7 protein-coding genes are annotated in these 12,086 nt (G+C 68.9%); 4 read left to right on the forward strand and 3 right to left on the reverse strand.

Annotation, left to right across the window (positions count from 1 at the left end; genetic code table 11):
- The first annotated feature begins 106 nt into the window (after nt 1–106).
- Nucleotides 107–3,628 carry an AsmA-like C-terminal region-containing protein gene (locus EV668_RS23025; RefSeq protein ID WP_133774601.1) on the forward strand — a complete coding sequence of 1,174 codons (3,522 nt, stop codon included), beginning with the start codon at nt 107–109 and terminating at the stop codon, nt 3,626–3,628.
- A gap of 24 nt (nt 3,629–3,652) precedes the next feature.
- On the opposite strand, the gene tyrS is transcribed toward EV668_RS23025, so the two are convergent.
- Nucleotides 3,653–4,909, reverse strand: a complete 1,257-nt coding sequence (gene tyrS, locus EV668_RS23030; RefSeq protein ID WP_133774603.1) for a tyrosine--tRNA ligase — start codon at nt 4,907–4,909, stop codon at nt 3,653–3,655.
- 78 nt (nt 4,910–4,987) lie between these two features.
- Here tyrS and EV668_RS23035 point away from each other — a divergent pair, with 78 nt between their 5' ends.
- The 3 genes from EV668_RS23035 (at nt 4,988) to EV668_RS23045 (ending at nt 10,811) form a co-directional block, all read left to right on the forward strand.
- Nucleotides 4,988–6,118: an anhydro-N-acetylmuramic acid kinase gene (locus EV668_RS23035; protein ID WP_133774605.1), complete on the forward strand. Its 1,131-nt coding sequence runs from the start codon at nt 4,988–4,990 to the stop codon at nt 6,116–6,118.
- Nucleotides 6,119–6,666: 548 nt separating this feature from the next.
- Nucleotides 6,667–8,382, forward strand: a complete 1,716-nt coding sequence (locus EV668_RS23040) for a calcium-binding protein (protein WP_133774607.1) — start codon at nt 6,667–6,669, stop codon at nt 8,380–8,382.
- 218 nt (nt 8,383–8,600) lie between these two features.
- Complete coding sequence (locus EV668_RS23045; protein ID WP_133774609.1) at nt 8,601–10,811, forward strand: putative bifunctional diguanylate cyclase/phosphodiesterase; 2,211 nt, start codon at nt 8,601–8,603, stop codon at nt 10,809–10,811.
- A 54-nt stretch (nt 10,812–10,865) separates the two neighbouring features.
- On the opposite strand, the gene EV668_RS23050 is transcribed toward EV668_RS23045, so the two are convergent.
- Both EV668_RS23050 and EV668_RS23055 read right to left on the reverse strand, forming a co-directional pair.
- Nucleotides 10,866–11,759 carry an energy transducer TonB family protein gene (locus tag EV668_RS23050; RefSeq protein WP_133774611.1) on the reverse strand — a complete coding sequence of 298 codons (894 nt, stop codon included), beginning with the start codon at nt 11,757–11,759 and terminating at the stop codon, nt 10,866–10,868.
- Nucleotides 11,756–12,086: biopolymer transporter ExbD (locus EV668_RS23055; protein WP_133774613.1), on the reverse strand; the 331-nt coding region annotated here is incomplete at its 5' end. The genes EV668_RS23055 and EV668_RS23050, both read right to left, overlap by 4 nt.

Below are 12,086 nucleotides of genomic sequence, written 5' to 3' on the forward strand. Positions count from 1 at the left end.
TAGGGGTGTCTGAGGGACGGGCGCCCGATGCCGGGGCTCGCCCGGGGCCGCCGCCACCCCTATACCCAATCGCGGCCCCGCGCCGCCATTCATCTGTGCGAGCTGAATGAGGATCAAGGCGAAGCTCCCACGTCGAGACGCTCGGTCGGGGCCGAAGCGCCGGCGGGCCGGCCTTCGCGCGGTGCAGGGCTGTGCCTATGTCCTCGCCGGGCTCCTCGTCATCGTGGCGGTCGCCGCGGGCGGGTTCTACCTGCGCCTCGCAGCCTCGCCTCTCAACCTCGCGGATTACAAGGGACGGCTCGAAGAGGCGCTGACCTCGCGCCTCGGCGCCGGGTGGCGGGTCACGGTCGACGAAACGGTGCTCGAACTGTACGGCGGCAAGCCGGCCCTGCGGGCGGGCGGGCTCGAGATCCGCAACCCCGTCGGCATCACCGTCGTCCGCACGCCCTGGGCGCTCGTCAGCCTGAATCCGCTCTCCCTGCTCGTCGGCCATGTCTCGCCGCGCGAGATCGAACTGCGCGACGTCCATCTTCGCGGCGTGATCGCGAAGGACGGGACGCTCTCCTTCTCCAGCGCCCTCGACGGCCCCGCCATCGCCGCTCCGCCGCTGCCCGAGGGGACCCCCTCGACGGGATCCGCTTCCCCCGAGGCCGCGGCGCCCGACGTCGCGGTGCCGCCGACGCCGGCTTCCGGCGAGGCGCAGGCGCCCTCCGTCGTCTCGACCGCCGTCGCCTCGCTCATCCGTCCTCTGGTGGAATCCTCGGGGCTGATCGGCGCGCTGGACCGCGCCCGCCTCGTCGACGCGAACCTCTCGCTGCTCGGCTATGACGGCCGCGAACGCGTCGCCTTCCGGCGCGTGAACGCCGTGTTCGAACAGGTCGAAGGCGGCGACCGACGCTTCGACCTGGAACTCCAGGGGGTGCGCGGCGACTGGCACGTCCACGGCACGGTCGGCGGGCGCAGGGGCCATCCGACATCGATCGAGGCGGAGGGTGTCCCGCTCGCCGACATCATGCTCCTGGCGGGCCTCTCGAAGGTGCCCGTCGCGTCCGACGTCAAGATCAGCGCATCGCTGGCCACCGCGTTCGGGCGCGGCCGGCTCGATCATCTCTCGGGACGCCTGCACAGCTCGGCGGGGACCATCGCCCGGAAGGGCAGCGCGCCCATCCGGCTCGACGGTGCCTCCGCGCAGGTGCAGTGGGACGAGACGAGCCGGGTTCTCGCCATCCCGGCCCTGACCGTCCAGAGCGAGGGAACACGGGTCGTGCTCGACGGCTCCGTCGCCCTGGCGGAACTCGGCCGCTGGCGGATCGGATTGTCGGGCCGCGACGTCGTCGTGGCGGCCCTCGACCCCCAGCACCCCGCCTTCCGCCTCGGCTCGGTGCAGGCGGAGGCACTCGTCGGCGAGGACTCGATCAGGCTCGATAAGCTGGCGCTGAAGGGCGAAGGCGTCGACATGGCGCTGACGGGCAGCTTCACGCCCAACTCGACCACGGAAATCCTGTCCGGCCGGCTCGACGTGAAGGGCACCGATGCCCTTCGCCTCGTGCGGCTCTGGCCGGATACGATCACGCCCGACCTGCGCGCCTATCTGGCCAAGAGGCTTCTCTCGGGCTCGGTCGAGCAGCTGACCCTGTCCGCGGCGCTCGACGCGCAGGACATGAAGGCGGCCTTCTCCGACGCGCCCATGACGGAGCGATCCGTCTCGCTGAGCTTTGCGGCATCCGGGATCGGCCTGTCGGTCGTGGACGGCCTGCCGCCGCTGCGGGATCTCACCGTCGCCGGAACCACCTCGGGAACGCACGTCTCCCTGAAGGCCGAGGACGGCGCGATCGCGATGCCCGACGGCCGGCGCCTGTCCTTCTCCGACGCGAGCTATCTCCACACGACGCTGCATCAGCCGGGCAGCGCCGCGACCATCGGGTTCCGCATCCAGGGCGGCCTCGACGCGCTCGCCTCCTTCGTGCGCTCGCCCCTCATCGCCGAAGCCGGCCTGCCGGAGATCGACCCCGCCGCCGTGCGGGGTCGGCTCGACCTGAAGGCCTCGCTGCCGCTGATCCCGGGAACCATCCCTCCCCTCTCCGATCTTGCCATCGACGTCACCGGCAATCTGTCCGACGTCGTCGTCGACAAGCTGCCCGGCAAGGAGCGGCTCGAGGCGGGAGCCTTCACGGTGTCGCGCGAAGCCGGCCTTCTCACGATCAAGGGGGACGGCAGGCTGAGCGGCGTGCCGACTGCATTCGACCTCCGCCTGCCCCGGACGGGGACCGGCGAGCTGCTCGTCTCCGCGACGCTGGACGAGGCCGCGCGCGGGCGCCGGGGCCTGCCCGTCGCGCCCGTCCTCACCGGGCCGGTCGCAGTGAAGGTCGCCGTTCCGCTCGGCGCGAAGGGAGTGCCACGCGTCGAGGCCGATCTCGCGCGGGCGGGAATCGACGGGCTTCTCCCCGGTTGGCAGAAGGCGCCGGGCAGACCCGGGCGCGTCAGCTTCACGAAGACCGAGACGGGCGGCGTGACGGAACTGCGCGATCTTCAGGTGGAATCCGGCAGCGTGCAGATCCGCGGGCTTCTCGGCCTCGGGCAGACCGGCGCCGTCGAACGCGCCGACATCACGAGCCTGCGTTTGTCGCCCGGCGACGACATGAAGGCCCAGCTCGAGCGCAGCGGCGGTGTCTACCGGCTGGTCGTGCGGGGCAACAACATCGATGCGCGCCCATTCCTCAAATGGATCAACGCGGCGCCGGCCAAGGGTGCCGCGGCGCGCGAGAGCCAGGACATCGAGCTCGATCTCTCGAGCACCATCCTCAGCGGGTTCAACGACGAGGCCATGACGAACGTCTCGGCCAAGGGCTCCGTCCGGGACGGGGACCTGCGGGCGTTGCAGTTCGCCGGCCGGTTCCGCAGCGCCGCCGTCGAGGCCCAGCTCGCCAAGCGCGATGCCGGAGCGCCGATCCTCGCCCTTCGCTCCGGCGATGCCGGCGCGACGCTGCGCTTCCTCGATCTCTACCGGCGCATGACGTCCGGACGCCTCACGGTCGACGCCCGGACGGGCGACGGCGTCCAGGAGGGCCGGATCACGATCGACGAATTCGCCCTCCAGGGCGAGCCTGCCCTCCGGCGGATCGTGTCCCAGACCCAGCAATCCGCCACCTCGGCCAACGACGAGCGCGGCGGAACGGCGTCCCGTTCGCAGGCGGTCGACCAGATCGCCTTCAACCGCCTGACCACCGCCTTCCGGCGGCAGGGCGCGCGGATGGATTACTCGGACGCGGTGATCTACGGCCCGCAGGTCGGCTTCAACCTCTCCGGCTTCGTCGACCATGCGCGGGATCGGCTCGACATCACCGGCACCTTCGTGCCGGCCTACATGCTCAACAACGCCTTCAGCCAGATCCCGGTCGTCGGTCTCATCCTGGGAGGCGGCCGGAACGAGGGGCTGATCGCGGTCGAATTCCGTGTCGCCGGCGCGCTGACCAATCCCAGCGTCACCGTCAATCCGCTATCCGCCGTCGCGCCCGGAATCCTGCGCAAGCTCTTCGGCTGGATGCAGACCGAGGGCCAGCCCGACGCCTCGGCCCCCTCCCCGGCGGCCAACGCCGTCCAGCCTCCCCGCCGTCGAAGCGCCCGCTGACGAGCGCCGCCGGAAGCGGCCGGCTCACACCGCGCGCAGGAGGACGTGCCGCTTCTTGCCGAAGGAGAGCACGACAGTGCCGTCGGGCGTGAGATCACCCTCGCCGATCACCCGCTTCTCGTCCGCGACCTTGGTGCCGTTGACCGCGATGGCGCCGCCCGCGATGGCGCGGCGCGCCTCGCCGTTGCTGCCGACGAGGCCCGCCTTGACCAGCGCCGGGCCGATGGCGATCCCGGCGACGAGGTCGGCGCGCGGGCAGTCGACCGAGGGCAGCGTGTCGGCGGCCTGGCCCTGCTCGAAGGTCCTGGTCGCCGTCTCGCTCGCCTGCGCGGCGGCCTCGGCGCCGTGCAGGAGCGCGGTCGCGGCGGTGGCGAGGACCTTCTTCGCCTCGTTGATCTCCTGACCCTCGAGGGCCTCGAGCCGTGCGATCTCGTCCATCGGCAGCGTCGTGAAGAGCCGCAGGAAGCGGCCGACATCGGCATCCTCGGCGTTCCGCCAGTACTGCCAGTAATCGTAGGGGCTGAGATGGCCGGGATCGAGCCAGACGGCGCCGGCGGCCGTCTTGCCCATCTTGGCCCCGGAGGAGGTGGTCAGGAGCGGGGCCGTCAGCCCGTAGAGCTGCGCGGTGCCCATGCGGCGGCCGAGATCGATGCCGTTGACGATGTTGCCCCATTGATCGGAGCCGCCCATCTGCATGCGCACGCCGTAGCGGCGGTTCAGCTCCACGAAATCGTAGGACTGGAGCAGCATGTAGTTGAACTCGATGAAGCTGAGCTCGTAATCCCGCTCGAGCCGCATCCGCACCGAATCCATCGACATCATGCGGTTGACCGAGAAGTGGCGGCCGACGTCGCGCAGGAAGTCGATGTAGTTGAGCGCGAGCAGCCACTCGGCATTGTCCGACATCAGCGCGTCGTGACCGCTCTCGCCGAAGCGCAGGAAGCGGCTGAACACCTTCCCGATGCCCGCCTTGTTGGCGTCGATCTGCTCCGGCGTCAGGATCTGGCGCGTCGCGTCGCGACCCGAGGGATCACCGACCCGCGTCGTGCCCCCGCCCATCAGGACGATCGGCCGGCCGGCCCCCGTCTGCTGCAGCCAGTGCAGCATCATGATCGACAGGAGGTGGCCGACATGGAGCGAGGGAGCCGTGCAGTCGTAGCCGACATAGGTCGTGAGGCCGCCGGACATCGCGAGCGCGTCGATGCCGTCGGCATCCGACGTCTGGTGGATGAAGCCGCGCTCGGTGAGGACGCGCAGGAAATCTGAGGTCGGGGCTGACATGAGCTTCGTTTCGCGTTCGGAGCGGTGCCTGTAACAGCTTCCTGCGGCAAATCCAGGATTCGGCGGAGATTCGGGGCGATGGGACTTGCGATCGGCCTGATGAGCGGGACCTCGATGGACGGCATCGACGTCGCGCTGATCGAGACGGACGGAACCAGCCTGCGCGTCCGGAGCGGCGGCAACGGCCATGTCGAGCCGCTGGGACCGACGGGCTACCGGCCCTATTCGGAGGCGGAGCGCGCGCTGCTGCGCCAGGCGCTCGCCGATGCCGAGGCCATCACCGAACGCGCCGAGCGTCCGGGCTGCCTCGGCGAGGCGGAAGCGCTGATCACGCGGGCCCATGCCGAGGCGGTCGAGGCCTTCCTCGCGGCCGAAGGTCTCGACGCCGACGCGATCGAGGTGGTCGGCTTCCATGGCCAGACCGTGCTGCACCGTCCCGCCGAGGGCATCACCGTGCAGATCGGCGACGGGCAGGCGCTGGCCTCGCGTCTCGGAATCCCGGTCGTCTACGATCTCCGCGCGGCCGATGTCGCGGCGGGCGGCCAGGGTGCGCCCCTCGTTCCCGTCTTCCACCGCGCCCTGGCGGAAGCGTCGGGCTTCGAGGCGCCGCTCGCCATCCTCAATATCGGCGGGGTCGCGAACGTCACGCTGATCGGCGACGAGGGGCGGCTTCTCGCCTTCGACACCGGCCCCGGCAACGCGCTGATCGACGACTGGATGCGGGACCGCACCGGCCGCGCGCTCGACGATGGCGGCCGGACCGCGGCGCGAGGCCGGCCGGACGGGGCGCTTCTCGCCTGGCTCCTGATGCATCCCTTCTTCGTGCAGAAGCCGCCGAAATCGCTCGACCGGAACTGGTTCTCGCACAGGCTCGCCGGCCAGCTCTCGACCGAAGACGGCGCCGCGACCCTCACCGCCTTCACGGCGCAGGCGACGGCCCGCGCCGTCGACCATGCCCGCGAAACGCCGACGCGCTGGATCGTCGCCGGTGGCGGCGCCCGCAACGGCGAATTGATGCGGCTGCTCAAGCATCATCTGCGCGTCGAGATCGCGACCGCCGACGCCGTCGGCTGGTCATCCGCCTTCCTCGAAGCCCAGGCCTTCGCCTATCTCGCGGTGCTCGCGCTCGCGGGAGAGCCGATCACCTTCCCGACGACGACCGGCGTCGAGCGCCCCATGACGGGCGGCGTCTTGGCCCGGCCGGGATAGACGGTCGCGCCCGGCGCAGAGCAAGCGGCAAGACTCGACGGCGTCACGGACTGGCGCTCTCTTTAGCGCCCGATCACCCCGCCGGTCCTCCTTACGGAGGAGCCGGCTCGGCTGCACAATGACAGTCAAACTCGACTGATCCCAGCAGCCCCTTCTCAAGCCGATACGCTGAAGAGAGAGACTTGATGGTCGATAGCCGACAAGATCGTTGTCGGATGATCAACATCCCGATATCAGAACGAACGATCGACTTCGCATTTGTCACCGCCCTTCAGGAACCGGCGCGATCCGCTGCAACCGGAGGCGACGAGACGGCTATCGCCATCCGCAAACACATCTTTCCGATGCGGCAATACTCACAATGAGACAATATTTATCAAATCCGGCAAGGCATCATTATGTCTGGTTTCTACCAACTACAACCTGCACTTTTACGCATTAACCGGGCCTTAGCAATTGAGATGACAGCCTCACTGTCGATGCGCTTATTGTGCATTTGATCTTCGAACGACTGCACAACGGCGCCACAATCGATAGTGGAGGAAGAAATGGCGGTCGCGAATGTCGTTACACCGAATGGGTTCGACCTGCAGAACCTATGGGTCAACAATCTCCGGGGAGCCGAAAATCTGAAGCTCGGCGTCGAGCTCAGCCGCAGCGGCAGCCCGGGCCTGGGGCAGACCCAGACCATCGTGTATCGTGACCTGTCCTTCGTGAAGGACGGCCTCACCTATGTCTATTCGGGCGAGTGGGAGGTCCGATACGACCGAGGGCTGCTCATCGGGTCGGTCGGCGTGTCCGGTCACTACGACAGTATCAAGGTCAGTTCCGGCAGCACCCAGCTCGCGAATTACCGGGGCGAGGAATTCGAGGTCGACTTCGGCACCCGAGGCAACATCCCCCTCGTCGACCTTCTCCTGAACGTGCTCTCGCTTCTGATCAATCCGCAAGGCCCGACCGGCGGATCCTACGCCAATCTGAACACGGACCGCACCCCCAACCTCAGCGAACTCGCCTTCGCCAAGGCCGACGTGATCCGCGGAAGCGTCAATGCCGATACCCTCAGGGGCGGCAACGGCGACGACCGCATCTTCGGCGGCGACGGCGACGACACGCTCTATGGCGGCGGCGGCAACGACCGGCTCGACGGCGGCAGCGGCATCGACACGATGAGGGGCGGGGCCGGCAACGACATCTACATCGTCGACTCGGCCTCCGACATCGTCATCGAGGCCGCCGGCGAGGGAACCGACACGGTCCTGTCGGTCGGCAGCTACACCCTCGCGGCCGGCCAGCACATCGAGCGGCTCCAGGCTCTCGACGCCCGCGGCACGGCGGAACTCCGCCTGACGGGGAACGAGTTCGCGAACACCCTTCGCGGCAACGACGGCGCCAACGTCCTCGACGGAGGCGGCGGGGCCGACGTGATGTGGGGCTATGGCGGCGACGACGGCTATCGGGTCGACAATGTCAGGGATCGCGTCCTCGAATCGGTCGGCGGCGGCTACGACACGGTCTGGACGACCGTGAGCTACGTCTTGGAAGCGCGACAGGAGATCGAAAAGGTCGTGATCTCGCCTTCGACGGGCACCCAGGCTCTGAACCTTCGCGGCAACGAGTTCGTCAACGAACTCGTCGGCAACGAGGGCAACAACCTGCTCGACGGCCGCGGCGGCAAAGACATCCTGTTCGGGATGGGCGGCGACGACCGGCTGGTCGTGCACGAGACCGGCACCAAGGTCGATGGCGGGACCGGCACGGATACGGTGATCGTCAGAGGAAACAGCGACATCGTCTTCCGGACGGGCGACGTCATCAACGTCGAGCGCTACCTCATCGAGCAGAACGCGACGGTCGACTTCTCGCTGCTCGCACAGACGCCGGGCGAAATCTCGGCGCGAAGCGCGCCGGGGCAGGAGGTGACGATCATCGGATCGCGGTCGGCCGACCGGATCATGATGTCCGACGGCGACATCGACGTCACGGGAGGGAGAGGCAACGACGTCTACTATGCCTCGACAGGCCGGACCACGCTCCATTTCGAATCGGCGGGCTTCGGCCGCGACACGCTTCATAATGGCGGACGTGGCGAGCTTGTGCTCGACTTCTCCGGCGTGGCCGACAGCATGGACGATCTGACCTTCACCGTCAGCGGCCGGGATGTCCTCATCACGGCGGCGGGAGGCGGGTCGGGAGATTCGCTCCTCGTGAAGGGCATGACGCTCGCCCAACTGACCGCCCATGCGGAGTTCACCTTCGTCTGATCCGCCGCATCGACACACGGCCCCGCCGCCCATTCCCCCGGGCGGCGGGAACCCCTCCCCAGCGGCACCACGTCCGCTCGGCTCATCCATTATTAAGGCACGGATAATGAAACACGGGGGAATCCGAACATTCGTTAGACCGTCCCGCGTTTCAGGCGTTACCTCTGTTCGGGCGCTTGAGACGCATCCAAGCGCCCGGGCACTGGCGAGCAGCTCAATTGTCGAAGTCCTATCCTCTGCCGCATGACGAACAGGATCGGCTGAACGCGCTGGAGGAGTATCGTCTTGTCGACACGCGACCGGACGAAGAATTCGACCGCCTGGCCCGCTTGGCCTCCAGTCTGTTCGACGTTCCGATCGTGCTGGTGTCGCTGATCGAGCGGAGCCGGCAGTTCTTCAAGTCGCATATCGGGCTCGATCTCTGCGAGACGAGCCGCGAGATTTCGTTCTGCGCGCACGCGATCATGCAGGACGATGTCCTCGTGATCCCGGACGCCGCCAAGGACCCCCGGTTCGCCGCCAATCCGCTGGTGCTCGGGCCGCCCTTCATCCGCTTCTATGCCGGCAAGCCGCTGGTCGCTCCGGGCGGCGGGAAGATCGGCACGGTCTGCCTGATCGACAGCAAGCCACGCTCGACCTTCTCCGAGGAGGACCGGAGGAATCTCGGCGATGTCGCCGCTCTCGTCATGGACCGGATGGAAATGCGCCGGCTCGATCATGTGCGCTCGACGAGCCAGGTCCGCTTCGAGAACATCGCCGCCACCTCGCCCGACGCGATCATCTGCTCGAACGCGGAAGGCGACGTGACGTTCTGGAACCGCTCCGCCGAGCGCCTCTTCGGCTATTCGGCCGAGGAGATGCTCGAGAATTCCGGCGAGATCATCGTTCCCGAGAGCTGGCGCCAGATCTACGAATCCGAACTCGAACGGCTCCGCCAGGGCGAGAAGATGGAACTCGCGGACCGCACGGTCGAGTTATCGGGCCTGCGCAAGGACGGCAGCGAGTTTCCGGCCGAGTTCTCGCTATCGACCTGGAAGGAAGGCAACACATGGAGCGTCGGGGCGATCGTCCGCGACGTCACGGAGCGCCGGCACAACGAAGAGCGGCTCTACCGGCTGGCCTCGCTCGACGCCTTGACCGACCTGCCCAATCGGGGCGCCTGGCGCGAATGCCTGAAGGAAGCGTTGGGCGCGGCGAAGCCGCTGACGGTCTTCTCGCTCGATCTCGACGGCTTCAAGGACATCAACGACACGCTCGGGCATTCGGCGGGCGATACCGTTCTGAAGGAGGTGGCGCTCCGCCTGAAAGCGGCCTGCCACGACGCGATCAAGGTCGCACGGCTCGGCGGCGACGAGTTCGTCGTCCTTTTCGATGGCAACGACGCGCGCCGGGCCGAAGCCATGGCGGAGATGCTGATCGCGTCGATCTCCGCGCCCTACGAGTTCTCCGGGAAGCGGATCGACGTCGGCGTCAGCATCGGCATCGCTCTGGCACCCCAGCACAGCCGCAATCCGGAGGAGCTGCTGGGCGCCGCCGACCTCGCGCTCTATCGGAGCAAGGCCGCCGGAAAGGGCAGCTTCGAGATCTTCGCCCCGGCCCTGAGAGAGGTGGCCGTCGCCCGGCGCGCCTTCGAGAAGGAGTTGAAACACGCCTTCGAGAACGGCGAGTTCGAGCTGTTCTACCAGCCTCAGATCGCGACCGCCGACCGGCGGCTCACGGGCGCGGAAGCGCTCCTGCGCTGGAACCATCCCGCCAGGGGGCTGCTGACCCCCGCCTCGTTCATCGACGTCCTGGAGCGCAAGCCCTCCGCGGCCGAGGTCGGTGACTGGATCCTGCAGGCGGCCTGCCGGCAGGCTGCCGAATGGCGCGCGCTCGCCCCCGATTTCCGGATCGCCGTGAACCTCTTCGAGGCGCAGTTCCGTTCCGAACACCTGCCGCTGGCGGTCGCGAAGGCGCTCTCCCTCTCCGGCCTACCGGCGCGTGCCCTCGAGCTCGAGATCGTCGAGAACATCTTCCTTCGGAACGACCGTGCGACCGAGCGCCTCTTCCGCGACCTGCGCGACCTCGGGGTCGGGCTCGCACTCGACGATTACGGAACCGGCTTCGCGTCGCTGAGCCTGCTGAAGCGCTATCCCTTCTCGCGCCTGAAGATCGACCGCACCTTCGTGCGGGACGTCCACGTGAATTCCGAGGACGCAGCGATCGTGAAGGCGATCCTCTATCTCGGGGACAGCTTCGGGATGGATGTGATCGCGGAGGGCGTGGAAACCGAGGCGCAGCTCGATTTTCTCAAGACGAACGGATGTCCGGAGGCACAGGGATATCTGTTCGGCAGGCCCATGCCGGCTCACGCCTTTCGGCGGTTCCTGCAGACGAAGGCAAGGCCCTGCACGCCGGCCCGGCAGCTCGCGGGCGGCGCCGGCTCGTGAACCTCCCGCCCTGAATCGGGAGCCGAGGACGCCGCGACCCGGATCGGCCCGTTTCTACCTGTTGAACCGGATGGGGACGGTGAGGGGGACGGTTCCTCCTCCGATGCCGGCGGGGGGCGGGGGGACGGGGCTTGCGCGTCTCGGCAGGGAGGCGGCCTCGGCATCGAGGCGGGGATCTCCGGAGGAGCCGATGAGGCGCGCGGACAGGACGCGTCCCGCGCGGTCGATGGTGAAGGCGACCTGGGCGGTGCCGGTCGAGGCTCCGGCGGGGGCGCGCTTGTGCCGGTTGAGATGGGCCATCAGGCTGCCGCGCCAGGTCGCGGGGGAGACGGAGGGAGCCTGGGCGGCCCCGGCGCTCGGTGCGGCGGATCGGTTGGCGCGCTCGGCCTGGGCCGTCGGCGGGGCGGTCGTCTGGCGGGCGCTGCGCTGCTGGGCCTTGGACGGGGTCTTGCGCTGGACCTTCTTGACGCGCTCGACGGGGCGCTCGGGGCTGCGCCTCGCCGGCGGCGGAGAGAGGACCGCCGCGGCATCCGGGATCGGCGGCAGGTCCGGAATCTTGATCTCGGGCTCCGGCTCGCGCGGGGTCGGCTCCTCGAGCTCGGCGACCAGCGGCTCGGGGTCGGGCGGGGCGGGTTCGGGATCCGGCTCGGGCTTCGGCTCCTCGGTCGGCTTCTCCGGCGCTGGGCGGGGCTCGGCCGCGGCCATCTCGGGCCCGGGCGTGACGTCGGTCTCGGGCAGGTCGGGCGCGACGGCGAGGGGCGCGAGCTCGATCATGACGGGTGCGGGCGGATCGCCCGCCGCGACCTCGTGCGGCCCCCAGTGCAAGGCCGCCCAGACGCCGCCGGCATGGACCGAGACGACGGTCGCCGCGGCGAGGCCCCAGCGCAGGGCGGCCCTCGCGGTGAGGCTCCGCTGCGGCCGGCCGTCGGGATCGCGCCAGTCGATCATGGCCGCGCGGTCGGAGATGGACCGCCCGCCTGGCCGGTCTCCTCGAGCCCGACCAGGCCGATCTTGAGATAACCCGCCTGCCGCAGGAGGTTCATCACGCCCATCAGCTCGCGATAGGGCACCGCGCCGTCCGCGCGCACGAAGACGCGCTGCTGGCGGTCGCCCCCCGTCTGCCCGTCGAGCAGCGAGCGCAGGCTCGCGCGCGGCACGTCGTCCTGGCCGAGGGCGAGGCTCAGGTCGGGCTTGACCGTCAGGAAGATCGGCTTGTCGGGCCGGGGCTGGGTCTCGGCATTCGAGACCGGAAGATCGACCGCGACATCGACGGTC

This window comes from Enterovirga rhinocerotis (assembly GCF_004363955.1).
In the GTDB taxonomy this organism is placed as follows: domain Bacteria; phylum Pseudomonadota; class Alphaproteobacteria; order Rhizobiales; family Beijerinckiaceae; genus Enterovirga; species Enterovirga rhinocerotis.

What these genes read in the sequence shown, in the direction of transcription:
- EV668_RS23025 (WP_133774601.1), top strand. Translation starts at nt 107, where the DNA reads ATGAGGATCAAGGCGAAGCTCCCACGTCGAGACGCTCGGTCGGGGCCG.
- EV668_RS23035 (WP_133774605.1), top strand. Translation starts at nt 4,988, where the DNA reads ATGGGACTTGCGATCGGCCTGATGAGCGGGACCTCGATGGACGGCATC.
- tyrS (WP_133774603.1), bottom strand. Translation starts at nt 4,909, where the DNA reads ATGTCAGCCCCGACCTCAGATTTCCTGCGCGTCCTCACCGAGCGCGGC.
- EV668_RS23040 (WP_133774607.1), top strand. Translation starts at nt 6,667, where the DNA reads ATGGCGGTCGCGAATGTCGTTACACCGAATGGGTTCGACCTGCAGAAC.
- EV668_RS23050 (WP_133774611.1), bottom strand. Translation starts at nt 11,759, where the DNA reads ATGATCGACTGGCGCGATCCCGACGGCCGGCCGCAGCGGAGCCTCACC.